The sequence below is a fragment of the Actinoplanes sp. CA-030573 genome (genome assembly GCF_050951115.1).
In the GTDB taxonomy this organism is placed as follows: Bacteria; Actinomycetota; Actinomycetes; order Mycobacteriales; family Micromonosporaceae; genus Actinoplanes.
The window spans coordinates 604,167-629,342 of record NZ_CP192038.1; the positions used below are offsets into that span (position 1 = coordinate 604,167).

General features: G+C 71.1%; 20 protein-coding genes and 1 pseudogene. 8 read left to right on the forward strand and 13 right to left on the reverse strand.

Translation table 11 applies throughout. The features are described from left to right. The first annotated feature begins 171 nt into the window (after nucleotides 1-171). A complete protein-coding gene (locus tag ACQP2F_RS02775; protein ID WP_433300329.1) occupies nucleotides 172-2,076 on the forward strand; it encodes an amino acid transporter in 1,905 nt (634 codons plus the stop codon). A 61-nt stretch (nucleotides 2,077-2,137) separates the two neighbouring features. On the opposite strand, the gene ACQP2F_RS02780 is transcribed toward ACQP2F_RS02775, so the two are convergent. From ACQP2F_RS02780 to ACQP2F_RS02815, 8 genes are all read right to left on the reverse strand, one after another. Beyond that, nucleotides 2,138-3,715 (reverse strand): ABC transporter permease, encoded by a 1,578-nt coding sequence (locus ACQP2F_RS02780; RefSeq protein ID WP_433300330.1) that lies wholly within the window; start codon nucleotides 3,713-3,715, stop codon nucleotides 2,138-2,140. Continuing rightward, complete coding sequence (locus ACQP2F_RS02785; protein WP_433300332.1) at nucleotides 3,712-4,605, reverse strand: ATP-binding cassette domain-containing protein; 894 nt, start codon at nucleotides 4,603-4,605, stop codon at nucleotides 3,712-3,714. The genes ACQP2F_RS02780 and ACQP2F_RS02785 overlap by 4 nt, the downstream gene beginning before the upstream one ends. A gap of 2 nt (nucleotides 4,606-4,607) precedes the next feature. Beyond that, a complete protein-coding gene (locus tag ACQP2F_RS02790; RefSeq protein WP_433300334.1) occupies nucleotides 4,608-5,213 on the reverse strand; it encodes a TetR family transcriptional regulator in 606 nt (201 codons plus the stop codon). 34 nt (nucleotides 5,214-5,247) lie between these two features. Further along, on the reverse strand, nucleotides 5,248-6,144 hold the full coding sequence (locus ACQP2F_RS02795; RefSeq protein WP_433300335.1) for an ABC transporter substrate-binding protein: 897 nt from the start codon (nucleotides 6,142-6,144) through the stop codon (nucleotides 5,248-5,250). Continuing rightward, nucleotides 6,141-8,060, reverse strand: coding sequence for a putative bifunctional diguanylate cyclase/phosphodiesterase (locus ACQP2F_RS02800; RefSeq protein WP_433300336.1), 1,920 nt, complete (start codon nucleotides 8,058-8,060; stop codon nucleotides 6,141-6,143). The genes ACQP2F_RS02795 and ACQP2F_RS02800 overlap by 4 nt, the downstream gene beginning before the upstream one ends. Before the next feature lie 135 nt (nucleotides 8,061-8,195). Further along, nucleotides 8,196-9,368, reverse strand: a complete 1,173-nt coding sequence (gene nhaA, locus ACQP2F_RS02805) for a Na+/H+ antiporter NhaA (RefSeq protein WP_433300338.1) — start codon at nucleotides 9,366-9,368, stop codon at nucleotides 8,196-8,198. Nucleotides 9,369-9,432: 64 nt separating this feature from the next. Further along, nucleotides 9,433-9,786 (reverse strand): hypothetical protein, encoded by a 354-nt coding sequence (locus ACQP2F_RS02810; protein ID WP_433300340.1) that lies wholly within the window; start codon nucleotides 9,784-9,786, stop codon nucleotides 9,433-9,435. Nucleotides 9,787-9,833: 47 nt separating this feature from the next. Then, on the reverse strand, nucleotides 9,834-10,844 hold the full coding sequence (locus ACQP2F_RS02815) for a winged helix-turn-helix domain-containing protein (RefSeq protein WP_433300341.1): 1,011 nt from the start codon (nucleotides 10,842-10,844) through the stop codon (nucleotides 9,834-9,836). Nucleotides 10,845-10,939: 95 nt separating this feature from the next. Here ACQP2F_RS02815 and ACQP2F_RS02820 point away from each other — a divergent pair, with 95 nt between their 5' ends. After that, the gene (locus ACQP2F_RS02820) at nucleotides 10,940-12,064 is read left to right on the forward strand and encodes a hypothetical protein (protein ID WP_433300342.1); all 1,125 of its coding nucleotides are present in this window, start codon (nucleotides 10,940-10,942) and stop codon (nucleotides 12,062-12,064) included. Nucleotides 12,065-12,075: 11 nt separating this feature from the next. Here the strand turns inward: ACQP2F_RS02820 and ACQP2F_RS02825 are convergent, their stop codons facing one another. After that, entirely contained in the window at nucleotides 12,076-13,710 is a 1,635-nt protein-coding gene (locus tag ACQP2F_RS02825) for a Na+/H+ antiporter (RefSeq protein WP_433300344.1), read from the reverse strand. A gap of 50 nt (nucleotides 13,711-13,760) precedes the next feature. Beyond that, nucleotides 13,761-15,251, reverse strand: coding sequence for an adenosylhomocysteinase (gene ahcY / locus ACQP2F_RS02830; protein ID WP_433300346.1), 1,491 nt, complete (start codon nucleotides 15,249-15,251; stop codon nucleotides 13,761-13,763). A gap of 183 nt (nucleotides 15,252-15,434) precedes the next feature. Here ahcY and ACQP2F_RS02835 point away from each other — a divergent pair, with 183 nt between their 5' ends. From ACQP2F_RS02835 to ACQP2F_RS02850, 4 genes and pseudogenes are all read left to right on the forward strand, one after another. Next, on the forward strand, nucleotides 15,435-16,541 hold the full coding sequence (locus ACQP2F_RS02835; protein WP_433300348.1) for a hypothetical protein: 1,107 nt from the start codon (nucleotides 15,435-15,437) through the stop codon (nucleotides 16,539-16,541). Nucleotides 16,542-16,630: 89 nt separating this feature from the next. Continuing rightward, nucleotides 16,631-16,960, forward strand: a complete 330-nt coding sequence (locus ACQP2F_RS02840; protein WP_433300349.1) for a YciI family protein — start codon at nucleotides 16,631-16,633, stop codon at nucleotides 16,958-16,960. Nucleotides 16,961-16,970: 10 nt separating this feature from the next. Next, nucleotides 16,971-18,161, forward strand: a pseudogene (locus tag ACQP2F_RS02845) (RNA polymerase sigma factor). A 170-nt stretch (nucleotides 18,162-18,331) separates the two neighbouring features. After that, nucleotides 18,332-19,255: a DUF2382 domain-containing protein gene (locus ACQP2F_RS02850; RefSeq protein WP_433300351.1), complete on the forward strand. Its 924-nt coding sequence runs from the start codon at nucleotides 18,332-18,334 to the stop codon at nucleotides 19,253-19,255. Between the two features lie 57 nt (nucleotides 19,256-19,312). Here the strand turns inward: ACQP2F_RS02850 and ACQP2F_RS02855 are convergent, their stop codons facing one another. The 3 genes from ACQP2F_RS02855 to ACQP2F_RS02865 form a co-directional block, all read right to left on the reverse strand. Next, nucleotides 19,313-19,654 (reverse strand): DUF6401 family natural product biosynthesis protein, encoded by a 342-nt coding sequence (locus tag ACQP2F_RS02855; protein WP_433300353.1) that lies wholly within the window; start codon nucleotides 19,652-19,654, stop codon nucleotides 19,313-19,315. A 145-nt stretch (nucleotides 19,655-19,799) separates the two neighbouring features. After that, on the reverse strand, nucleotides 19,800-21,008 hold the full coding sequence (locus ACQP2F_RS02860; RefSeq protein WP_433300355.1) for an EAL and HDOD domain-containing protein: 1,209 nt from the start codon (nucleotides 21,006-21,008) through the stop codon (nucleotides 19,800-19,802). 44 nt (nucleotides 21,009-21,052) lie between these two features. After that, nucleotides 21,053-22,060, reverse strand: coding sequence for a hypothetical protein (locus ACQP2F_RS02865; protein ID WP_433300357.1), 1,008 nt, complete (start codon nucleotides 22,058-22,060; stop codon nucleotides 21,053-21,055). Between the two features lie 125 nt (nucleotides 22,061-22,185). Here ACQP2F_RS02865 and ACQP2F_RS02870 point away from each other — a divergent pair, with 125 nt between their 5' ends. Continuing rightward, the gene (locus ACQP2F_RS02870; protein WP_433300359.1) at nucleotides 22,186-24,147 is read left to right on the forward strand and encodes a glycosyl hydrolase family 28-related protein; all 1,962 of its coding nucleotides are present in this window, start codon (nucleotides 22,186-22,188) and stop codon (nucleotides 24,145-24,147) included. A gap of 102 nt (nucleotides 24,148-24,249) precedes the next feature. After that, nucleotides 24,250-25,164, forward strand: coding sequence for an NAD-dependent epimerase/dehydratase family protein (locus ACQP2F_RS02875; protein WP_433300361.1), 915 nt, complete (start codon nucleotides 24,250-24,252; stop codon nucleotides 25,162-25,164). Nucleotides 25,165-25,176: the final 12 nt, after the last annotated feature.

Here is a 25,176-nt window from a genome sequence, read left to right on the forward strand (position 1 = left end):
GCACCGCGGTGAGCGCGACGAATACGAGATCAGCCATGCGGGTAGCGAATCTCGCGCTCGGGCCGCCGGACAGGGGTGTTTATGCGGCGCATACGAGGGGCCGCCGATTTTTGACGCGCTTTTGACGCGCGATCATCGGCCGCGGCCGAGGGTCGGTGGAACCATCGATCGGTGACCACCACCGAGCTCCGGAGCTGGTTCCTCTCCGGACTGAACGAATCGGCGCAACACCACGAGGGCCCGCACGGTCAGCCCGGCGAGAAGCCGCACTCGTGGTGGAAGGTCATGTGCCTCACCGGCGTCGACTACTTCTCCACGCTCGGCTACCAGCCCGGCATCGCGGCGCTGGCGGCCGGTGTGCTGTCGCCGATCGCCACTCTCGTGCTCGTGCTGGTCACCCTGCTCGGCGCACTGCCGGTCTACCGCCGGGTCGCGGCCGACAGCCCGAACGGCGAGGGCTCGATCGCGATGCTGGTCAAGCTGCTCTCGTTCTGGAAGGGCAAGCTCTTCGTCCTGGTGCTGCTCGGCTTCGCCGCCACCGACTTCATCATCACGATCACGCTGTCGGCCGCGGACGCCACCGCGCACATCGACGAGAACCCGTTCCTGCCCTCGTCCTTCCAGGGCCACGAGGTGCTCATCACGCTGCTGTTGGTCGCGCTGCTCGGCGGGGTCTTCCTCAAGGGGTTCACCGAGGCGATCGGCATCGCGGTCGCGCTGGTCGGCGTCTACCTGACGCTCAACGTCGTCGTGGTGGCCGACGGGCTGTGGCGGGTGGTGACCCACCCGGTGGTCGTCGGCGACTGGACCGACGCGCTCACCACCCAGCACGGGAACCCGGCGCTCGTGGTCGGCATCGCGCTGCTGGTCTTTCCCAAGCTCGCGCTCGGCCTCTCCGGGTTCGAGACCGGCGTGGCGGTGATGCCGCACATCAAGGGCGACCTGCCGGCGCGGATCCGGGGGGCCAAGCAGCTGCTCACCACCGCGGCCGGGATCATGAGCGTCTTCCTGATCACGTCGAGCGTGGTGACGACGGTCCTCATCCCGCAGGACGAGTTCGAGCCCGGCGGGCCGGCGAACGGCCGGGCACTGGCCTACCTCGCGCACCAGAACCTCGGCAGCGTGTTCGGCACCGTCTACGACCTCGCGACGATCGCCATCCTGTGGTTCGCCGGGGCGTCCGCGATGGCCGGGTTGCTCAACCTCGTGCCGCGCTACCTGCCCCGGTTCGGCATGGCGCCGTCCTGGGCGCGGGCCGTGCGTCCGATGGTGCTGGTCTTCACCGGCACCGCGTTCCTGATCACCTGGGTCTTCGACGCGAGCGTGGACGCGCAGGGCGGCGCCTATGCCACCGGCGTCCTCGTGCTGATCACCTCGGCCGCGACGGCCGTGACCCTCTCCGCACACCGCCGCGCGCAGCGGGGCCGGGTGGTGGCCTTCGCGATCATCGCGTTGATCTTCGCCTACACGACGGTGGCGAACGTCGCCGAGCGGCCGGACGGCGTGAAGATCGCGGGCTGCTTCATCGGCGCCATCCTGGTGGTCTCGCTGTTGTCGCGGATCTACCGCGCGTTCGAGCTGCGCGTCACCCACATCGACGCCGACGAGGTCGCGACCGGCTTCCTGCGCGAGTGCGGCCGGCGCCAGATCCGCCTGGTCGCCAACGAGCCGGACAAGCGCGACGCCCGCGAGTACAGCGACAAGATCGCCCAGATCCTGGCCGACAACGACATGGCCGACGACCGCGACGTGATCTTCGTGGAGGTCACCGTGGCCGACGCCTCCGACTTCGAGACCGAGCTGCACGTACGGGGTGAGGTGCTGCACCACCGCTACCGCGTGCTCTCGCTGGCCAGTTCGTCGGTGCCGAGCGCCCTGGCGGCGCTGCTCCTGTGGGTGCGCGACACCACGCACCGCAAGCCGCACATCTACTTCGAGTGGACCGAGGGCAGCCCGGTCGCCAACATCGTCCGTTACCTGATCTTCGGGCAGGGCGAGGTCGCCCCGGTGACCCGCGAGATCCTGCGCCAGGCCGAGCCGAACCGCCAGAACCGCCCGCACGTCCATGTCGGCTGAGGCCCGGTCCTGATATGACCGCCGGAATGCCGTCGATCACCGCATCTGGCCGGGCCCTGTTCTAATCCGGGATGTTGCGCCGCCGGAGGCCGGCCATCCCGACGGCGCCGAGCAGCAGCGCCACCGCGAGCAGCGTCACCACCGGGGTGGCCGAGACGTCGCCGCCGGGCAGGTGTGGGACGTGGGTGAACGGCGAGATGTCCAGCACCCACTGGCTGAGCCGCAGAGTGTCGCCCACCAGCAGGATCAGCAGGCAGATCGCCGGCGCCGCCCAGGCGACCAGGGACCAGCGCGGCAGCGTGCCGAACAGCAGGACCGCGACCGCGGCCAGGACCCAGACGGCCGGCAGCTGGATGATCGTGCCGGCCAGGATGTCGCGGACGCTGCCGTCGCGGTAGACCAGGCCCGCCACCAAGCCCTCGGCGAGCAGCGCGAGCGCGGGCCCGAGCAGGGAGAAGAGCAGGTGGCTCGCGGCCCAGGCATAGCGCGAGACCGAGGTCGCGAGGACCGCCTCGGCGTGGCCCGTCGTCTCCTCGTCGCGCAGCCGAAGCGTCGCCTGCACGGCGTAGCAGGCGGCGATCAGGCCGACTATCCCGGCCGTACCGGCGAAATAGCTGTCGACCAGCTGATCGGAACCGCCGAGCCGGGCGAAGATGTCGCTCAGGCCCTGGTTGTCGCGGGCGATGTCGAGCACGCTGCCGCCGACGCCGCCGAAGATCAAACCCAGCAGGGCGAGACCCAGCGTCCATCCGATCAGCAGGCCGCGGTGCAGGCTCCAGGCGAGAGCGAGGGGCGTACGCAGCGACGGCGCGGCCGTGGCCCGGCCCAGGCGCGACGCGATCAGGCCGTCGCCGAGGTCCCGTTGCGAGCGCAGGACGAAGGCGACGCCGATGGCCGCCGCGGTGAGCAGCACCGACAGCACGACCGGCCACCAGTTGAGCGGGCCGTAGGGGTAGATGTGCGTCACCCAGCCCACCGGCGACAGCCAGGACAGCCAGGACAGGCCGCCGTCGCCGAGGGCCGAGATGTCGCCACCGACCCGCAGGGCGTAGGCGGCGCCGAGCACCGCGATGGCGATCGAGCGGGCCGAGCGGGCGCTGCTGGTCAGCTGGGCGGTGATCGCGGCGACGGCCGCGAAGATCCAGCCGGCGGCGGCGAACTCGGCCCCGAAGGCCACCGAACCGGCCGTGTCGCCGGACTTGCCGGCCATGCCGGCGAAGGTCAGCAGGCCCAGCACCAGCGACGCGGCGAGCGTGGTCAGCAGCGCGGCGGCGAGCTGCGCGTGCCGGCCGAGCGCGGTCGCGCCGATCAGCTCGGTGCGGCCGGCCTCCTCGTCGGCCCGCGTGTGGCGAATGACCGTGAGCAGGGCGAACAGGCCGATGATCACGGTCACGAAGCCGAGCCGCCAGCTCGTGAGCATGGCCAGCGAGTCGCCCTTGAGCAGGCCGTAGAGCGCGACGAACCCGGCGTTGTCGCCGCCCGCCGTGGCGAACTGGAGCCGGTCGGCGTCGGTCGGGAGCAGACCCGCGAACGACGCGTAGGTGGCGGCCGGGAGCAGGCCGAGCAGGACGACCCAGATCGGGAGCAGGAAGCGGTCACGGCGCAGGATGAGCCGTACGATCTTGAAGGTCCCGGTCATCGCTCGCCTCGCCGGTACTGCCGCAGGAACAGCTCCTCGAGCGACGGCGGCTGGCTGACCAGGCTGCGGACGCCGACCTTGACCAGGGTCCGCAGGGCCGGCTCGAGCGCGTCGGTGTCCACGTCGAAGCGGATCTTGCCGTTCTCGGTGCGCAGGTCGTGCACCCCGGTCATCGCGGCCAGACCGTCGGGCGGGCCGGTCAGCTCGGCCGAGATCGAGGTACGCGTGAGGTGCCGCATCTCGTCGAGCGTCCCGCTCTCCACCGCCCGGCCGTCCCGGATGATCGTCAGGCGGTCACACAGCGCCTCCACCTCGGCCAGGATGTGGCTGGAGAGCAGCACCGTACGGTCGCCGCGCCGCTTCTCCTGCAGGATCACCTCGCGGAAGACCTCTTCCATCAGCGGGTCGAGGCCGCTGGTCGGCTCGTCCAGGATCAGCAGCTCCACATCGGACGCGAGCGCCGCGACCAGCGCCACCTTCTGCCGGTTGCCCTTGGAGTAGGTGCGGCCCTTCTTGCGGGGATCGAGCTGGAACCGCTCGAGCAGCTCGGTCCGGCGCTTCGGGTCGAGACCACCCCGGAGCCGGCCGAGCAGGTCGATCACCTCACCGCCGGTGAGGTTCGGCCACAGCGTCACATCACCGGGCACGTACGCGAGGCGACGGTGCAGCGCGGTCGCCTGCCCCCAGGGATCGCCGCCGAGAAGGCGCACCCGGCCGCCGTCGTGGCGCATCAGCCCCAGCAGGATGCGGATCGTCGTGGTCTTGCCGGCCCCGTTCGGCCCCAGGAACCCGTGCACCTCGCCGGTCCGGACCCGCAGGTCGAGCCCGTCCAGGGCGGTGACCTTGCCGAACCGTTTGATCAGTCCCTCGGCATCGATGGCCTCGGACATGGCTACTCCTCGGGGGTGGTGGACCGCTCCAAGAGGGCTCGCGCGAACTCGGCCTGCTCGGGAGTCAGGAGCGGAGTCGAAAAGATCTCGAGAGACGCCTTGAGCACGCGGACCCAGCCCTCGGGGGTGGTGGTGTCGACCCCGAGGACACGGGACAGCTGCTCCTGCATGGTGAACATGGACATCTTCATGACGGACAGCAGCGCGACGAACGCCTTCGGATCGGCCACCTTGAGCTCGGTGCCGGCCAGCCAGGCGTCGCCGTAGGCGAGGAGGCGGTCGAAGACGGCGGCGGCCTTGAGCGAGCCGTCCATCAGCGAGCGGGTGATGTAGCGCTGCCAGAGCAGGATGCGCGGGGTGATGCCCTCGACCGAGCCGAAGCTGGTGAACCGGGCGCCGAGGCCGGTGAGCTCGCCCACGACGTACTCGTCGCAGGCGTCGCGGAGGCCCTCTTTGGAGCCGAAATGATGACGCAGAAGGCCGGAGGAGACTCCGGCCTTCTGCGCTATGTCACGGATGGTGGCGGCCTCGATGCCGCGCTCGGTGAAGAGCTCGATGGCGGCGTCCCGGATGCGGGCCCGCGCCGTGAGGTCGCTGTCACTACTCACGCGTGTAGCTTACTACACAAGCGTGTAGCCGACGCTAGTCCTGTTTCGCGCCATTCACGATGGCGGTCTTCACCGCCCCGCTCGTCAGGCCCCAGCGCTGAAGCAGGTCGTCGTAGGCGCCGGCGGCGATCAGCTTGTCGAGCGCGGCCTTCACCGCGTCGCGCAGCTGCCCGTTCGACTTGGCGAAGGGAATGCCGATGTATCCGGGCTCGTACTGGGCGGGCGACGCCAGCTGGTAGTAGTTGCTGGTGCGGCTGTCGGAGGCCAGGAAGCTGGCGGCCGGGTAGTCGTTGAGGACCGCCACCGCGCGGCCGGTGCGCAGCTGGAGCAGGGCGTCCGCGTTCGTCTTGTACTCGTCGATCTTGATGGGGTCGCCGCCGCAGATGCTCTGCGAGCGATGCAGCAGGTCGGCCTGGACCGTGCCCCGCTCGATCGCCACCGGCTGGCCGCACAGGTTGGTGAGCTCGGCGACGTGACGCGGGTTGCCCTTCTGCACGAGGATCGACGTGCCGGCCGAGAAGTAGTCGACGAAGTCGGCCTTCTTCTCCCGCTCCGGGGTGTCGGTGACGGCCGACATCACGCCGTCGTACTCGCCGGCCGCGACCTTGTCGATCGCCGTCTGGAAGGCGCCGGTCACCATCTCGAACTTGACGCCGAGGACCTTGCCCAGCGCGTCGGCGAGGTCGGGCTCGAAGCCGACGATCGTGCGCCCGTCCGCCGCGAACTGCTCCATGGGCGGGTAGCTGGCGTCGGTGACGAACCGGACCGTGCCCCGGTCCCGGATCGCCTGCGGCAGCTTGTCGTGCAGGGCCTGGTCGAACTGGACGCCGTCGACGGCCGCGGCGGCGTCCGTCTTGGTCTCCATGGCCGCGTCGCAGCCGCCGGCCGCCAGCGCGAGCACCGCGCCCGCCGCGATCAGAACGTTCCTCATCGGACTCCACCTCCAGCTCGAATCTTGTGCGGTACCGGCACCTGCGGCCACGGCACCGGCCGGGACCAGAGGTAGCCCTGTGCGTCGTCGCAGCCGGCGGCGGCCAGCCAGTCGGCGATGTCGGCGTTCTCCACGCCCTCGGCCGTCACCCGGCAGCGCAGGCCGTGCGCCAGCGCGATCACCGAGCGGACGATCGCCTGGCTGTCCGGCTCCTCGAGGACGGCGGCCACGAACGTACGGTCCAGCTTGATCTCGGAAAGCGGCGCGCCGCGCAGACGCGCGAGGCTGGTGAACCCGGTGCCGAAGTCGTCGACCGAGATGCGTACGCCGCAGGCCGCGACCCGGCGCACACCGGCGCGCGCCCGCTCGAGGTCCCCGACCATGGCGGTCTCGGTGACCTCCAGCATCAGCCGGGCCGGCGACGCGCCCAGCTCCTCGAGCAGGCCGGTCACCATCCCGGCGAAGTCCGGCGAGTCCAGGTTGCGGGCCGAAACGTTCACCGAGACGGTCCAGTCCCGGCCGGCCGCCGTCCACGCCTGCTGATCGACGAGCGCCCGCCGCAGCACCCAGGCGGTGAGCGGCTCGATCAGCCCCGACTGCTCGGCCGCGGGCAGGAACTCGGCCGGCAGCAGCAGCCCGCGCTCCGGGTGCTGCCAGCGCACGAGCGCCTCCACCGCCGACACCGAGCCGTCCGACAGCCGGACCTTGGGCTGGTAGTGCAGCACCAGTTCGTCGCGTTGCAGGGCGCGTCGCAGCTCGGCCTGCACGGCCAGGCGCGCCGCCTTGTTCGCGGCCGGCGGCTCCGCCGCCCGTTCGCCCTCGTGGACCACGATGCCGGCGGCGCCGCGCTTGCCCTGGTACATGGCCGCGTCCGCGTGCCTCAGCAGCTTCTCCAGGTCCTCGCCGTGCCCCGGGTACAGTGCGACGCCGAAGCTGGCCTCGACGCTCAGCGGCACGCCGTCGAGCACCATCTCGCGGGTGAGCGAGCCGCGCACGTTCTCCAGCAGCGTGCGCACCCCGTCGGCGTCGAGGCCGGGCAGGATCAGCGCGAACTCGTCGCCGCCGAGCCGGGCCGTGGTGTCGCCGGGCCGGACGCCGCCCGACAGCCGGGCGCTGACAACGCGCAGCAGCTGGTCGCCGGCGTGGTGGCCGAGGGTGTCGTTGACTTCCTTGAACCGGTTGAGGTCGACGATCACCACGGCGCCGCCCGTGCCGTCGCGTTTGGCGGCGGCGATCGCGGCCAGGGCCCGCTGCCGGAACGCCTCGCGGTTGGGCAGGCCGGTGAGCGCGTCGTGCAGGGCCTCGTGCTCCTGGTGGGCCGCGTACTTCCGCAGCGACCGGGTGGTCGACCAGGAGATCAAAGCCATCGCGAGGTAGAGCAGTCCGAGCCCGCCGCCGAGCCGCCGGTAGGTGACCACCATCTGCTCGTGCAGGCGCGCGTCGATCTTGTCGTACGGCAGATAGAGCTCGAGAACACCGATGGCCTCACCCGACGCCCGGGCGAAGACCGGCTGGAGCACGCGGATGATCCGGCCGCCGGGCGCCGCCTCGTCCGAGACCAGCGTGGCCGCGGACTGGCCGATGGTGGCGACCTTGAACGCCGGGTCGGAGACCGGCACGCCGCCCGAGGTCGAGCCGTCGTCGGAGAAGACGACCTGGCCGCTGAAGTTGCGCAGCCGCATCCGGACCACCGACCCGTGGTACAGCGCGAGGTCGGTCGCCTTGGCCAGGCTGTCCCGCTGGCCTGCGGTGACGCCGCGGCTCAGGTCCGCGTCGTCGAGCGCCGGTGCGATCGCCATCTCGGCGATCACGGCCGCCTGCGCCTTGCCCTGATCCTGGCCCTGCTTGGTGGCGTCGTCGTGCACGCCGCGCAGCAGCAGCACGCCGAGCGCACCGACGGGCAGGACGCTGGCCACGGCGTACGTGGCGAACAGCCGCGATCCCGACCGCGCTCCTTGCCCGGAACTTCTTCGACGCCACACAGCACGGCCTATCGACCCGGTGGCCCGGAGGTTGAGGGATCTCGCCGGTCCGCTTCGCCGGCGGCCCTCCTAGGAGTCGGACTCGAGCACCCGGCGATAGTGCTTGTCGCGTACGCGCAGAAGCCCCGCGCCGAGCAGGGCGGCCAGCAGCGAGCCCAGCAGGACGCCCAGCTTGGCGTGCTGGTCGCGCTCGGAGCCGGCGCCGAACGCCAGCTCGCCGATCAGCATCGAGACGGTGAAGCCGACGCCGCCCAGCATCGCCATGCCGGCCACGTCCCACCAGTCCAGCTCGCCGTCGAGCTGGGCCCGGGTGAAGCGCTGGACCAGCCACGTCGCGCCGGTGATGCCGATCGTCTTGCCCACCACCAGGCCGACGATCACGCCGATCGTGACCGTGTCGCGCAGCGAGGCCCCGAGCGCGCCGACCGTGACGCCGGCCGCGAAGAAGGCGAAGACCGGCACCGCGACGCCGGCCGACACCGGGCGCCAGCGGTGCTCGAAGCGGATGCCGAGCTTGACCGGCACGGTGAAGGCGAGCAGCACGCCGGCGACCGTGGCGTGCACGCCCGACTCGTGCACCAGCGCCCAGGTGGCCACCGCGACCGGCAGCAGGGCCCACCACGCCCGCACCCCGCGCCGGACGAGCAGCGCGAAACCGGCCAGCGGCAGCAGGGCCAGCAGCAGCGGCAGGACGTGCAGGGCGGAGGTGTAGAAGATCGCGATGATCGTGATCGCCAGCAGATCGTCGACCACGGCCAGGGTCAGCAGGAACGTGCGCAGGCCGGCCGGCAACGCGGTGCTGATCAGGCCGAGCACGGCGACCGCGAACGCGATGTCGGTGGCGGTCGGTATCGCCCAGCCGCGCAGGGCGCCGTGCGCGTTGAACGCCACGTAGATCGCGGCGGGCACGGCCATGCCGCCGACGGCGGCCGCGACCGGCAGCGCGGCCCGGCGCGGGTCGCGCAGGTCGCCGGCGACCAGCTCGCGCTTGAGCTCGAGGCCGGCCACGAAGAAGAAGATCGCCAGCAGCCCGTCGGCCGCCCACTCGGCCAGCGTCAGGCCGCCGAGGTGGGTCGTGGAGATCCGGTGGTAGCTCGCCTTCCAGGGTGAGTTGGCCCAGGCCAGCGCGAGCAATGTGGCGCCGAGCATGAGCAGGCCGCCGGTGGTCTCGGTCCGCAGGATGTCGGCGATGCGCCGCAGATCGGCGCGCGTTCCGCCGGCGAACAGGCGTGGAACGGACAAAGCGGGCCTCCGCGGTCGACGGGGTACAACGCCGACCAGGCTTCCCGGCACACCGGGATCAAGCCTAGTGCACGGGGTGCCGCGAGACCGCGCGGCGCAACCGGCGTTGACCGCGGCCGAGCAGGGCGGCGAGGACGATCAGCAGGGCGTAGGGCCACGCATGGCCGTGCGGGAGCAGATCGCCGTCCCGGTCGGCGAGGAACCCGACGTAGACCAGCGCCGCGAAGAGGGTCACGCCGGCGCAGGCCCGCCAGTCCGCCAGCCGCGCCGCCGCGATGCCGGCCACCAGCGCCATGACCAGCAGCCGGGCCCAGCGCTGCCCCGGTGCGAACGTCCCGGCGGCCACGAAGGCCGCCGCGATCACCGCGACGCACCCGCCGGCCAGGCCGAAGGCCACCTCGTCCGCAGAAGTCTTCACCCGCACATGGCACCTCATCCGGCTGAGAAGAACCTGCGCGTGCTCACCTAGGCGCCGTCGAGGAGGGTGGCTCCCAGGTGGGTGATCGTGTGCCGGACGGTGTTGCGGTGGCGGTGGCTGGTGATCAGGCCCGCCTGCCGCAGGACGGTCGCGTGCTGGCTGGCGCCGCCGGGGGAGATGTTCAGGCGCCGGGCCAGCTCCGACGTGGTGCAGCCGTCGGTCGCGGCCCGCAGCGCGGCCGCGCGGGTGGAGCCGAGCAGGGATGCCACCGCCCGGTCGCCGTCGTCGCCGGGGTCGCGCCACAGGCGCAGCGCCGTCGCCGGGTCGAGGCCGACCGCGTAGATGAGCATCGCCGGGCCGTCGTCCCAGGGCAGGTAGAGGCCGGGGTCGGCGGCCTGGAACACCGACGGGGCCAGCACCAGCCCGCGGCCGCCGAGGTGGACGTCGAGGTCGCCGCCGGGGACGTGCAGGCTGCGATGGACGGGCACCTCCAGCGTCGGCGGCGACCAGCGCAGCGCGGGCGCCAGGCCGTCGAGCATGGCACCGACGCCGTGGCGGGCCATTACTTCGGCCCGGGTCGCGCGCTCGTTCTCCAGCACGGTGCGGATCCGCGGCCAGTACGGGGCGATCGCCGCCGCGTGGTATTCCCCGAGCGCCCGGGTCAGCCGCTGCCGGGCCGCGCGGTCGCCCCCGGCGATGCGGGCCAGCCACGGCGACTCGGCCCCGGCCAGCAGCGGGCAGGTGAGCTCTTGCCGGAGAGCCGCGGGCGGCGCGCCGCAGAGCCGGTCGACGCCCTCGGCGTACTCGCCGGCGCACCCGACCAGCGTGAAGAGATCGGCCATCCCGTTGCCCGGCGGCGCGACGAACCGGGCCACCTCCCGCACGTCCGGCGACAGCCTCCGGGCGCGGGCCGCCGTCCGGCTCCGCCACCCGTCGAAGAAGGCCTGGCCGGCGGGCTGCTGGAGCCTCGCGAAGCTCTGCTGCACCTCGGCGAGCGCGCCGAGGACCACCACCCGGACCTTCATGGCGTCGGCGACCGTGAAATGGATGCGCAGCACGGCATCATTTAGCCACAGTGGAATGTCATTGAGGGTCTCCGCGGGCGTACCGACAATCAGAATTTCGGTAAACCGCAACGGGGGACGGAGAGCTCATGCGAAAGACCTTGGCCATGCTCGTCGTGGCCGTTCTGGCCACGCTTCTCGTGGCAAGTCCGGCGAGCGCCGCACCGCCGGGCGGCCTGTGGCTGGGCGGCTTCGGCACGAACGCGGACGGCCGCCTCGAGGCGTTCGCCGTCGACGGCGCCGGCACCCTGTGGCACAACTTCCAGAGCAACGGCTGGTCCGGCTGGCTCACGATGGGCCAGCCCGGCAGCAGCGGCGTCTGGGACGGTCCGGTGGTCGTCCGGGCTCCCGGCCCGCAGGGCTATCTGGAGGTCTTCGTCATCAACACCCTCGGCGACCTGTACTCCAAGATCCAGGACGGGAACTCGCCGACCGGCTGGAGCGACTGGCGGAAGGTCTACGACTTCCGCTGGGCGGGCAACCTGTCGGTGCAGAGCGACGCGTACGGGGTCTACATCGCCGTCACCGGTGACGAGCAGGCCTCGCTGATCACCTGGATCGGCGGCACGGTCTCGACCAAGCGTGACTTCGGCGCGCCGCCGGGCGATCCGCTGTCGGGCAGCGTGCAGCTGGGCCGGAACAGCGACGGCCGCTGGGAGCTGTTCACGGTCGGCGACAGCGGCGCCGACTACCACCTCTGGCAGAAGCCGGACGGCGGCTGGAGCGGCTGGGCGGCCTATCCCCGGTGCACGGGCGGCGCTGCCGACGGGCTCGCGGTGGCCACCAACCAGGACAAGCGGCTGGAGCTGTTCGCGACCAGCACCGGCGACCTGTGCCACCTCTGGCAGGACCCGAACCAGTCCGGCGGCTGGAGCGGCTGGAACGACTTCGGCGACGGGACGATCCGGAACGACTTCCGGGCGATCCACGCGATCACCGGCGACGACGTGGGCGCTCCGAACAACCGGATCGAGGTCTATGCGATGCGGTCGAACGGCACGCTGGTCGGTAAGTGGCAGCAGAGCCCGAACGGGAACTGGATCTCCGGCTTCTCGGCGATCGGCAGCGGCTTCGACGGCAACTTCGCGGTCGGCAAGAACGGCGACGGGCGGCTGGAACTGCTGGCGTTCCGCAACGGCGTCCCGTACCACACCTGGCAGGTGGGGCGGCCCGGCGGCGGATGGAACAGCTGGGTGGTCCTCGACCAGGGCTGACCCGGCCGGAGCTACGAGCGCTCGGCCAGGCGTTCCTCGTGGTCGAGCTCTCGCTCCAGCACCCGCAGGCCCTCGTCGGTGAGGTTCCCGGCTTCCCGCCAGCGCAGCAGCTCCTCGCGCTGCGCGTCGATCACCTCGCGGCGGATCGCCAGGGCCGCCTCGTACTGCGGCGAGACGGGCACCTCGTCCGACTCCGCCTTCTCGAGCAGGTCGAGCCGTTTGCGGTAACGCTCCAGCCGTACGGTCAACTGCTTGCGCATGGTCTCGATGGCCCGGTCCTCGACGTGGTCGTGCTTCTCGTGCTGGATCTCGTCGAGCCGGTCGATGGCCGACCGCACGGCGGCGGACCGGGCCTCGTTGCGCTCGCGGGCCAGATCGGCCTTGTTGGCGCGCAGGCCGAGCCGTCGCACCAGCGGCGCGAAGGTCAGGCCCTGACCGAGCAACGTCACCAGCACGACGACGAAGGCGCAGAACTGCATGAGGTCGCGGTCGGGCACGTTGTCCTTGAGCGTGAACACCGCGGCCAGGGTGATCACGCCGCGGGTGCCGGCCCAGCTGAGCGCCACGACCTCCTTGGTGCTGAGCCGCTTCTCCTCACGCTCGTGGTCCTCGGTGGCCGACTCGCCGCCGAGCCGGGAGTGCATCCAGCCCGGCAGCAGCTGGGTGAGCACCAGCCATACGGGACGGAGAAGCAGCACGACGCCGACCGAGACGATCACGGCCGTCCAGATCGTGGCGGTGTCGTACTCGTGCAGGCGGTCGACGACGGCCGGGAGCTGCTGACCGATGAGCAGGAAGACGAAGCCCTCGAGCAGGAAGTCCACCAGCCGCCAGACCGCGGTCGTCTGCAGCCGGCTCGCGCCCGACGAGTAGCGTGGCGAGTGGTGCCGGATGATCAAGCCGGCCACCACGACGGCGAGCACGCCCGAGACACCCACGCTTTCTCCGAGGAGGTACGCGGCGAAGGGCGTCACCAGCGAGATGGCGTTCGCGCTGAGCGGGTCCTCGCGCACATGCCGCAGCAGACGCACCAGGTAGGCCACGACAACGCCGGCCACGACGCCGCCCGCGGCCGCGAGGACGAACTCGCCGACGGCGGTCGGGAACGAGAAACCCTCGCCGTCGACCGAGGCGACCGCGACGCTGAGGATGGTCAGCGCGGTGGCGTCGTTGAGCAGGCCCTCGCCCTGGATCAGGGTGATCATGTTGCCGGGCAGGCCGGCCCGGCGCCCGACGGCGAGCGCGGCGACCGGGTCGGGCGGGGCGATCGCCGCGCCCAGGGCCACGCCGGCGGCCAGGGTCGCGCCGGTGACCCACAGCTCGAAGCCGACGCCGACCAGCAACGCGGTGGCCAGGACGAGCAGCACCGAGAGGCTGATGACGGTGCGCAGGTTGTGGCGGATGTCGAGCAGCGAGGAGTCCAGCGCCGCGCTGTAGAGCAGCGGCGGGATCACGAAGCTGAGGATCAGCTCCGGCTTGAGCTCGATGTTCGGCCCGGGAAGCAGGGCGTAGACGATGCCGATGATGGTCAGCAGCGCGGCCGAGGGCAGGCCCGTGCGGCGTGCCACCCATCGCATCGCCACGATGATCGCCACGGCGGCCAGGATGAAGAGCAGGATCTCCTCGGCGTGATGCACGAGGTCCATCTTTCCCGGCCGGCCGCGTCCTAAGGACTCGGCCGGCCGGAAACTTGAGATCAGTAGCGGTAGTGCTCGGGCTTGTACGGGCCGTCCACGTCGACGCCGAGGTACTCGGCCTGCTTCTTGGTGAGCGTGGTCAGGCGTACGCCCAGCGCGTCCAGGTGCAGCCGCGCGACCTTCTCGTCGAGGTGCTTGGGCAGCACGTAGACCTGCTTCTCGTACTCGCCCGGCTTGGTCCAGAGCTCGATCTGGGCGATCGCCTGGTTGCTGAACGAGTTCGACATGACGAAGCTCGGGTGGCCGGTGGCGTTGCCCAGGTTCATCAGGCGGCCCTCGGACAGGACGATCACCGAGTGGCCGTCCGGGAAGCGCCACTCGTGCACCTGCGGCTTGATCTCGATCTTCTCGATGCCGGGCACCTTGGCCAGGCCGGCCATGTCGATCTCATCGTCGAAGTGACCGACGTTGCCGACGATGGCGTTGTGCTTCATGCCGGACAGGTGCTCGACCGTGATGATGTCGGTGCCGCCGGTGGTGGTGACGAAGATGTCGGCCTGGTCGAGCACGTCCTCGATCCGGGCGACCTGCATGCCGTCCATCGCGGCCTGCAGCGCGCAGATCGGGTCGATCTCGGTGACCACGACACGGGCGCCCTGGCCGCGCAGCGTCTCGGCCGCGCCCTTGCCGACGTCGCCGTAGCCGCAGACGACCGCCAGCTTGCCGCCCAGCATCACGTCGGTGGCCCGGTTCAGGCCGTCGACCAGCGAGTGCCGGATGCCGTACTTGTTGTCGAACTTGCTCTTGGTGACCGCGTCGTTGACGTTGATCGCCGGGAAGAGCAGCGTGCCCTCCTTGGCCAGCTTGTAGAGGCGGGCCACGCCGGTGGTGGTCTCCTCGGTCACGCCGCGGATCTCGGAGGCGATGCGGGTGAACCGCTGGCCGTCCTCGGCGAGCGAGGCGCGCAGCGTGTCCAGGATGATCGAGTACTCGTGGCTGTCGGCCTCGGTCGCCTGCGGGACCGCGCCGGCGCCCTCGAACTCGACGCCCTTGTGCACGAGCAGGGTGGCGTCGCCGCCGTCGTCGAGGATCATGTTGGGCCCGAGGCCGTCGCCGAAGTCGAACAGGCGCATCGTGCACCACCAATACTCCTCCAGCGTCTCACCCTTCCAGGCGAAGACCGGGGTGCCGGTGGGCGCGTCGACGGTGCCCTGGCCGACGACGACCGCCGCGGCCGCCTCGTCCTGGGTGGAGAAGATGTTGCAGGAGACCCAGCGCACGTCGGCGCCGAGCGCGACCAGCGTCTCGATCAGCACGGCGGTCTGCACGGTCATGTGCAGCGAGCCGGCGATGCGGGCGCCGCGCAGCGGCTGCGACTCGCGGAACTCCTCGCGGATCGACATGAGGCCCGGCATCTCGTGCTCGGCGAGCCGCAGCTGGTGACGACCGGCCTCGGCCAGGGAGAGATCCGCCACGGCGAACTCGAGGCCGTTGACGACCTGCAGCTTGTCGGAAAGCTTCTCGGACACGAAAGAGGGCTCCTCCCTCATCAGGAGGCGCCCTTGCGTCAGCAAGCCGGCGGCCGAGCGTGGCGGAACACCGCGTGGCGGGGGTGATCCGTTGCAGCGCCTCTCGGCCGGGCCTTTACAGGGTAACCCGAGACTGGGATTCTTAGCCGCCCCATGTGATTCGACTGGCAGGGTAGGGACGTGCCAGAGGCGCTACCTCGGGTTTTGCGGCCCAGGACCATTCGCGTACAACTCACGCTCGCCGTCACGGCGGTCGTCGCCCTCGTGGTGGCGCTGGCCGGGCTGGCGGTCGTGCTCTACGCCGACCACCGTGACCGCGCGGACGTGGACGATCTGCTCACGACCCGTGCCGCTCAGGTGCGCACGGCGGCGACCAGGGACGGGTCGCTGCCGACCGACGGCACCTATGTCGTACGCCTGTTGCAGGGCGCCGAGGTGCGGGCCGAGCGGGGCTCGACCGCAAAATTCTCGATACCGGTAAAAGACGGCTATTCGACCGTGTCCGCCGAGGACGGGTCACACTGGCGTTCATGGGCCGAGCCGCTCAAGACTGGCGCCCAGATGCAGGTGCTGCTGCCGTTGCGAGACCTAGAAAGTCGACATTCCGGAAATGTCAGGATGATTGACCTCATTGTGGTGCTGGCCGCCATCGTCGCCGCGGTCGGGACGTGGTTCGTCGGCGGCCTCGTGCTGCGGCCGCTGATCCGGCTGGCCGAAAACGGCCAGGCCGCGGGCCAGGACGGCGTCGCGACATCCCCGGCTCCCGGCGGCGCCGCCGCATCTCCGATCTCCAGCGGAATACCACCCCACCGCTCAGCCGGCGCCGCGACTTCCCTCGCGCCCGCCGACGCCGCCGCGCCTTCCGCGGCCGCCGACACCGTCGCGCCCTCCGCGCCGGCCGACGCCTCCGCGTCTTCCGCCGCCGACACCGTGACATTCCCCGCCGCTGCCGCCGCGCCCGCCGCATCCGACATTTCCGAAATGTCGGAGACGCAACGGGTGCGGAACGGCGCCCACCACGGGCTCGGCGCGCCGGCGCGGCAAGCCGAACCGCCGCAGGTCGTGGCCGACCCGGACCTCGTGGCGCTGGAAGCGGGAGCACTCGCCCGGCAGATTGCGGCCGAATACGCGCGAGCCGCCGACCAGATGCGCGGTCCGCTCGCGGAGCTCGGCGAGGGCCTCGACCAGCTCCTGGACAACCCGGAGATGCCGGCCACCCAACGGCACCTCTACCTGGCCTCGATCCAGACCGAGTACCGCCGGATGCTCGCCCTCGTCGACGACCTCGAGACCCGCGCGGCGTCGCGCTGAGGAAGCTCCTAGAAAAAATCTCGGGCCGGCTGTCCGGATCGTGTCCGGCCGTTCGTCACCCTGGTGAAAGCACGAACTAGGGAGCCGAGATGAAGTACATGATGTTCGTCTGCACCGACACCGAGCCCGAGACCGACGAGTCGTCGATTCCCGACATCCACACCTGGGTGGCCGAGAACGACGCGGCCGGCCGGCGGGTCACCGGCAGCGTGCTGGTCTCGCCGTCGTCCGCCACCACGGTTCGCGTCCGGGGCGGCGAGGTGCTGCTCAGCGACGGCCCGTTCGCCGAGACCAAGGAGGTGATCGTGGGCTTCGACATCCTCGAGTGCGCCGATCTCGACGAGGCGCTCGCCGTCGCCGCCGCGCACCCGATGGCGTACTCGGGGCGGCTCGAGATCCGGCCTTTCACGGACCTCTGAGAAAAAGAAGATGGATGCCGCCGCGGCCGTCAGCGCTGCCTGGGACTCGTACGCCCGGATCGTCGCCACCCTGATCAGGGTGACCGGCGACTGGAACCTCGCCGAGGACTGTGCCCAGGAGGCGATGGCGGCCGCCCTCGAACGCTGGCCGCGCGACGGCGTGCCCACGAACCCGGGCGGCTGGCTGATGACCGCCGCCCGCAACCGGGCGATCGACGTGCTGCGGCGGACCGCGGTGGAGCAGACGAAGCTGCGGGAGGTGGCGATGTTGTGGAACCCGGGCGAGTCGTCCCGGCCGGAGATCGAGGACGACCGCCTGCGGCTGATCTTCACCTGCTGCCATCCGGCGCTCTCGCTCGAGGCCAGGGTGGCGCTGACCCTGCGGACGGTCGCGGGGGTGCCGACGGCCGACATCGCCCGCGCGTTCCTGGTCGCCGAGCCGACCATGACCCGCCGCATCACCCGGGCGAAGTCCAAGATCTCGGACGCCGGCATCCCGTACCGCGTGCCGTCGGGTGCTGCGCTCGGCGAGCGCCTGCCGGGGGTGCTGGCCGTGCTCTACCTGCTCTTCACCCGGGGGTAAGACGCGGACGGCGAGCCCGCTTTCGCCGACGAGGCCATCCGGCTGGCCCGCCTGCTCGCGACCCTGATGCCGGCCGAGCCCGAGGTGCCGTCGCTGCTGGCGCTGTTCCTGCTGCAGCACTCGCGCCGGCACGCCCGCCGGGATGCCGCCGGTGACCTGGTGACGCTGGAGAAGCAGGACCGCGCCCGCTGGGACCGGGCCGCGATCGCCGAGGGCTTGACGATCCTGTCGTGCACCCCGACCGACGGCCCGTACGGCCTGCAGGCGCGCATCGCCGCCTGCCACGCGACGGCGCCCTCCTTCGCCGAGACCGACTGGCGGTCGATCGCCGTCTGGTACGACCAGTTGGCGGCCCGGCAGCCGACGCCGGTGGTGGCGCTGAACCGGGCGGTCGCCCACGGCTACGCGTTCGGCCCGGCCGCCGGCCTCGAGCTGCTGGCCGAGGCGCGCCCCGGCCTCGCCGGCTACCCGGCCGCGACGGCCGTCGAGGCCGACCTGACCGCCCGCGCCGGCGACCGGGTCCGGGCCGCCGAGCTGTTCCGCTCGGCCGCCGGAGCCGCGCCGTCCGAGGTGGAGCGCCGGGCGTTGCTGGCCCGGGCCGCCGAGCTCACCGGCTAGGCGGGCCCGGGTAACTCGTTCGGGCACGACTTCCGGCGCGACTTCGAGCGCGACCGCAAATCCGGCGTCGGGGCGGTGCATGGCGGCCCGGGTGGTGGGTAGCGAAGAGACCACACCCGGGTGCCAGCCAGCAATGAACCGCGAAGTTATGTGCAGGAGGAAGCCCCCCGATGTTCACGACGGAGCAGATCAACACCCTGACCGGCCGGACCGTGCGTGACCGCGACGGCGACAAGATCGGCGAGATCGGCCAGGTGTGGGAGGACGGCACCGGACAGCCGACCTGGATGAGCGTGAAGACCGGCCTGTTCGGTCTGAAGGAGAGCCTGGTGCCGCTGCAGGACGCCGGCATCCGCGACGACGATGTGCACGTGCCGCTGGAGAAGTCCCAGGTCAAGGACGCGCCCAACATCGACGTGTCGTACGACGAGCCGCTGCGGCGGGACGAGGTCGAGCGCCTCTACCGGCACTACGGGATGGACTGGGACGAGAGCAACCGTGCTTACCGGACCGGCTCCGAGCACGCGGGCACGGCGGACTACGCGGCCGGCGACTACCGCCGGGACGAGAGCGCCGGATACCGCCGGGACGAGAGCGCCGGATACCGCGGGGACGAGACGGCCGGATACCGCGGGGACGAGACGGCCGGATACCGCGGGGACGAGACGGCCGGGACGAGCGACACCGGCCGAACGTCCGATCGGGACAGCGGCGCGATGACCCGGTCCGAGGAGCGGCTCGACGTGGGCACGCGGACCGAGGAGGCCGGCCGGGCCCGGCTGCGCAAGTACGTGGTGACCGAGCGGGAGCAGGTGGAGGTGCCGGTTCGCCGCGAGGAGGTGCGCCTCGAGCGCGAGCCGATCACCGACGCCAACGACGACGCGGCCTACAGCGGGCCGGACATCACCGAGTCGGAGCACGAGGTGACACTGCGGGCCGAGCGGCCCGTGGTCGAGACCGAGACCGTCCCGGTGGAGCGGGTGCGCCTCGGCAAGGAGACGGTCACCGACCAGGAGACCGTCGGCGGTGAGGTGCGCAAGGAGCGGATCGAGGCCGACCTGCCCGACGAGGACGGCCGTCGCCGCGTCGACTGACCGGCACCGGGGTCGCCGTCCGCGCCGGGCGGCGACCTCGGCGTTTCCGTATGCAGGTCAGCGCAGGGACTCGTGCAGCACGCACACCGCGAGCAGACGGACCGACGGCCACGACGCCCGGTCCCAGCCCCGCTCGTGCACCTCGTCGGCCGACCAACCCCTGGTCATGGCCGTGTCGGCGAGACCGTCGGCGTAGGCCGCCAGCGTCACCGGGCTCAGCTCGCCCCAGGCGTCCGCGACCGCCGTCCGCACCTCGGCGGCGTGCTGGTCGACGGCGGCCAGCAGCGCCGGCATGTCGGCCATGGCGATGCGGCCCGCCGGCCCGAGCCGGGCCGACCACTGGTCGAGGGCCAGCCGCGCCGCGTCGATCACCGTGCCGTAGTCGTGATCTCCGTCCATGGCGATGGACGGTACAAACCGGGCAACGGGCGCGCAATCATCCGGGCGGCCCTTGTCGCGGGGCCGGAAGTCGCGAGGCCGAGAGTCGGGCGACCGAGAGTCGCGCGACCGAGAGTCGCGGGGCCGAGAGTCGCGCGGCCCAGGGTCAGGCGACGGCCAGGCGGGCTGAAGTGTCCAAAGCCCGCGTCGACCAGCGGACCGCGTCCATGTACTGCCCGGCCAGGTCGAAGCTGCCGAACTCGCCGTTCTCGTAGGCGTCGACCGCGCGCAGCACCCGGCCCAGCTGCCCGGTTCCGGCGGTCAGCGCGTCGACGATCGCGGGCGCCAGCGGGAACTGGTCGGCCATGCCGGCGGGGGAGATGGCCAGCAGCCGGCCCACCCCGCTGATCACGCCGGCCATGAAGGCGGCGTCGGCCGAGGCGCCGAACCACGTGGCGATGTTCTCGCACAGGCGGGCGCGGGTCAGCACGCCGAGCATGTGCTCCTCGGTGCCGCCGCTGTCGTCGAGCGCCATGAGCAGCGCCCACTGGCGGATGTGCGGCAGGCCGACCATGACCACCGCCTGGCGCACCGAGGACACCCGGTTGGTGTGCCCGGCCGCGGCCGAGTTGCTGGCCCGCAGCACGCGCAGGGACAGCGGCGGGTCGCTGGCGATGATGGCGACGATCTTCTGGAGGTCGGGCTCGCCCGCGCTCAGGGCGGCCACCAGCTCGAGGCGGCGCAGGCGGGACGGCGAGAGGCTGGCCACCGTCAGCACCTGGGGGTGGCTCAGCGCGTACCCCTGGCGCAGTTCCATCCGGTATCTCTCGGCGATCGCCAGTTGCTCGTCGGTCTCCAGGCGCTCGGCCACGATCTGGATGTTCGGGAACCGGCGGCAGGCGGCGACGACCTCGTCGAGACGGGACAGGTCGCCGTCGAGGAGGTCCAGCTTCACGTACGAGGCCATCGAGAAGAGCACCTCGTGGCCGGAGCCCCAGACGAAGTCGTCGAGCGCGATGCGGTAGCCGGCCTCGCACAGCGCGGTGATGCCGGCGACGACCTCGTCGTCCATCCGGACGGTCTCGAGCACCTCGAGCACCACCTGCTCGGGCCCGAACGGCAGGGCGATCTCGCCGACCAGGAAGTCGCGGGTCAGGTTGATGAAGCACAGACGGTCGCCGGCCACCTCGCGGATGCCGAACTCGGTGAACGCGTTGACCATGACGGTGCTCGTCGCGTACGTGTCCTGGCGTCCCGCCGCCACCGCGTCCATGCTGCCGCGGAAGAGCAGTTCGTAGGCCACGACGTCGCCGTGCACGTCGAAAATGGGCTGCCGCCCGACGTGCACGAGCTGAGCGCCGTCCGCTGCTTTCACGTTGTTCCGTATCGGCCCGTAGCGCGGGGATCTGACGAAAACACCTAGAGGTCCGTACGCCAGAGGCCGTCCCCCGTCACCAGGAACAACACCTCGCCCCGCCCGGCGACGGCCGCCGGCGGCCCGGGCGTGGCCACCGCATCCCCGTCGATCCACAGGCCGCCCCCGGCGACCACCGGCTTGCCGCCCACGACCGTCAGCGACCGCACCCCGCCCGGGTCACCGCCGAACGTCTTGCCGGCCGTCCAGACCCCGTCGTGCCAGCGCCACAGCCCGAACGACGTGCCCCGGGCGCCCGCCGCCAGCACGTCGTCGCCGTCCCGGACCGCCCGCTGCATCTCGTTGAACCCGGTCGCGGCCGGCGGGTCGGACCGGGTCCAGGACCGCCCGTCGGCGCTGACCCAGGCCGCGGCCCGCTCGTCGGCGCTGTTCGGCACCGTCACGCCGCCGACCAGCGCCCACCGGCCGCCGGGCAGCGCCACCGCGTCCCGGGCGATCGTCGGACCGGCCAGCCCCGGCGCGCCTTCGACCAGGGTGAACACCCGACCGTCGGAGGAGAGCCAGGCCGCGGCGCCGCTGCTGCGGTTGCCGGCGATCGCGAACCCCGACGGTCCCGCGGCCATCCGCGACACGTCCACGGCGCGATCCCCGCCGTACGTCTCGAAGGGCGCCTGGTTCTCGCGCAGGACCCCGCCCTCGAGCCGCCACGTGCTCACCCGGGGATTCCCGTGCGCCCCGCCCGGCACCGCGCCGAGCATCGCCACCCGGTCGCCGTCGCACGCGATGCTCGTGATCACCTGCCGTGGGCCGTAGTAGCTGCTCGGCAGCGGCTCGAACACCACCTCGCCCCAGGCCGAACCGTCGGCGCTGGACCAGGCGGCCGGGCTGGTGCCGCCGTCCGCCGTCCGCCGTCCGCCCGCCACCCACCAGCGGCCGCCGCAGTCGGCCACGGCACGCAGGTCGGCGGCCGGCACGCCGGCCACACGTTGCCAGGACGGCGCCGGCTTGCTGCAAGCGCTGACCGAAAGCGCCGCCAGCACGGCGATGATCACGCAAGAGAACGATGGCTTCACGTAACAACCGAGCAATCTGCCGAAAATTTGCGACTAACTCTTGTGTAGTACGTCACAGCAATCTTATGGTCACGGGACTTCGCTCCCCATAGAAAGAACTACGGATGTCGAAAGCTGCCCTCACTGCCGCCATAGCCGCCGGCGTCGCGCTCACGGTCGGAGCGGCCGGCACCGCGTACGCCTCGAAGCCCGCGACCGTCACCGGCACCCGCGCCGCCCTCGCGCCGTCGCTCGTCGCCGGCCGGGGCGCCACCGTCCCGTTCGTCGAGCAGGAGGCCGAGACCGCCGCCACCAATGGCACGGTGATCGGCCCCGACCGCACCGCCTACACGCTGCCGGCCGAGGCCTCCGGCCGCTCCGCGGTCAAGCTGGCGCCCGGCCAGTGGGTCGAGTTCACGCTGCCCAAGGCCACCAACGCGATCACCGTGCGATACAGCATCCCGGACGCGCCGACCGGCGGCGGCATCACCGCGCCACTGGCCGTCAAGGTCGGCAAGTCGACCCGGAGCATGACCCTGACCTCGCAGTACTCCTGGCTCTACAACCAGTACCCGTTCAGCAACGACCCCAATGCCGGCCTGCTGCATCCGGACTGGTGGATCACCGAGTGCTCGTGCGTGCCGAACACGCCGAACCCGCCGCAGATCTCGATCCCGTTCCGGCCCAGCCACTTCTACGACGAGCAGCGGCTGCTTCTCGGCCACACGTACCAGGCCGGCGAGAAGATCCGGTTGACCGCCTCCTCGGCCGCCGCCTGGACGGTGATCGACCTGCTCGACACCGAGCTGGTCGGCGCCCCGAAGATCGACCTGGTCGCCGCCAACGTGCTGCTGTTCGGCGCCGACCCGTCCGGCCGGCGTGACTCGGCCGCCGCGTTCGACAAGGCGATCGCCTTCGCCCGTCAGCACCGGCTCAAGGTCTACGTGCCGCCGGGCACGTACCAGGTCAACCGGCACATCATCGTCGACGACGTGACGATCGAGGGCGCCGGCAGCTGGTACACGATCATCAAGGGCCACGAGGTCGCGCTGTCCACCCCGGCCCCGGACGGTTCGGTGCATACCGGCGTCGGCTTCTACGGCGTGAACTCCCGCAACGTCCACCTGAGCGGCTTCGCGATCGAGGGGGACGTCCGCGAGCGCATCGACACCGACCAGGTCAACGGCATCGGCGGCGCGATGAGCGACTCGACGATCGACGGCCTCTACATCCATCACACCAAGGTCGGCCTCTGGTTCGACGGTCCGATGTCGAACGTGAAGGTCACCGACAACGTGATCGCCGACCAGATCGCCGACGGGCTGAACTTCCACATCGGCGTGACCGGCTCGCTGGTGAAGAACAACTTCCTCCGCAACACCGGCGACGACGCGCTGGCCATGTGGTCGGAGAAGCAGGCGGACGCGAACAACACGTTCGACCACAACACGATCCAGACGCCGGTGCTGGCCAACGGCATCGCGATCTACGGCGGCACCGACAACACCGTCTCCAACAATTTGATCGCCGACCCGATCCGCGAGGGCAGCGCGCTGCACGCCGGCTCCCGGTTCGGCGCCGAGCCGTTCGCCGGGCACCTGTGGTTCACGAACAACACCACGGTGCGGTCCGGGACGTACGAGCTGAACTGGAACATCGGCCTCGGCGCGATCTGGCTCTACGCGCTGGAGCGGAACATCGACGCGGACATCCAGGTGGTCGGCGACAACTTCCTGGACAACACGTACAACGCGATCATGGAGGTCGCGGACTGGCCGGTGAAGGACCTATACTCGATCACCAACGTCCACTTCAAGGACATCAAGGTCGACGGCGCCGGTACGAGCGTGCTCAGCGCCCGGGTCGGCGGCGGCGCGACGTTCGAGAACGTCGACGCCCGTAACGTCGGCGCGGTCGGCGTCAACAACTGCGGCCGGTTCAACTTCCCCCCGACCGGCTCCGAGTTCTCGGTGACCGACCTCGGCGGCAACGACGGCGGCTGGCTGGCCCCGTGGATGCTGCCGAACACGATCACCTGCGACGACCGTCCCCCGGTCGTCGCGCCCCCCGCCCCGTCACCCTGGTAACCCATCCCCAACGGTGGCCCCGCTCGTTGATTCGGGCGGGGCCGCCTGTGGTTGGTAGCCTTGGCCCCGCCTTCTGCCTGCCGTCCGATGTTGGGAAGTCCGTTGAGCCAAACACTGCTGGTGACCGGTGGTGCCGGTTTTGTCGGTTCCAACCTCATCAAGGCGCTGCTGACCGACTTCCCCGCTGCCGCGATCGTGTCGCTCGACAACTACTTCACCGGCCGGCCGGAAAACCACGTCAACGATCCCCGGGTGAGCTACGTCGACGGCTCGACGGTCGACGTGGCCAAGGTCTGGGCCGAGCGCGGACTGCCCAGCCCCGAGATCGTCTTCCACCTCGGCGAGTACTCGCGCATCGTCCAATCCTTCGACGACCACGACCTGACCTGGGAGTTCAACCTCCTCGGCACGATGGAGGTGGTCAAGTTCGCCTCGGCCAACGGGTCGAAGCTGATCTACGCCGGCTCCAGCTCCAAGTTCGGCAACGACGGGCAGGACGAGAACCTCAACCCGTACGCGTGGACCAAGGCCAAGAACATCGAGTACATCAAGAACTACTCGTCGTGGTACGGCCTGGACTACGCGATCACGTACTTCTACAACGTCTACGGCCCCGGCCAGATCACCAGCGGTCGGTACGCGACGGTGATCGGCATCTTCGAGAACTGCTACCGGCACGGCAAGCCACTGCCGGTCGTCTCGCCCGGCACCCAGACACGCGACTTCACCCACGTCGACGACATCGTCCGCGGCATCGTGCTGGTCGCTCAGAAGGGTTCCGGCGACGGCTACCTGCTCGGCACCGGCCGCGAGTGGCCGCTGCTCGAGGTGGCCAAGCTGTTCCGCACCGACTATGTGATGATTCCCGCCCTGCGCGGCGAGCGGGTCCGCGGGCAGGCCGACACGTCCAAGGCCGGCGAGCTGGGCTGGCACCCAACGCGTCAACTGGACGAATACGTGGCCACGTTCGTGGCGACGCACGAGCCCGTTCGTGGGGCGGGAGATCCGAATCACTGAGCCGCTCGCGCC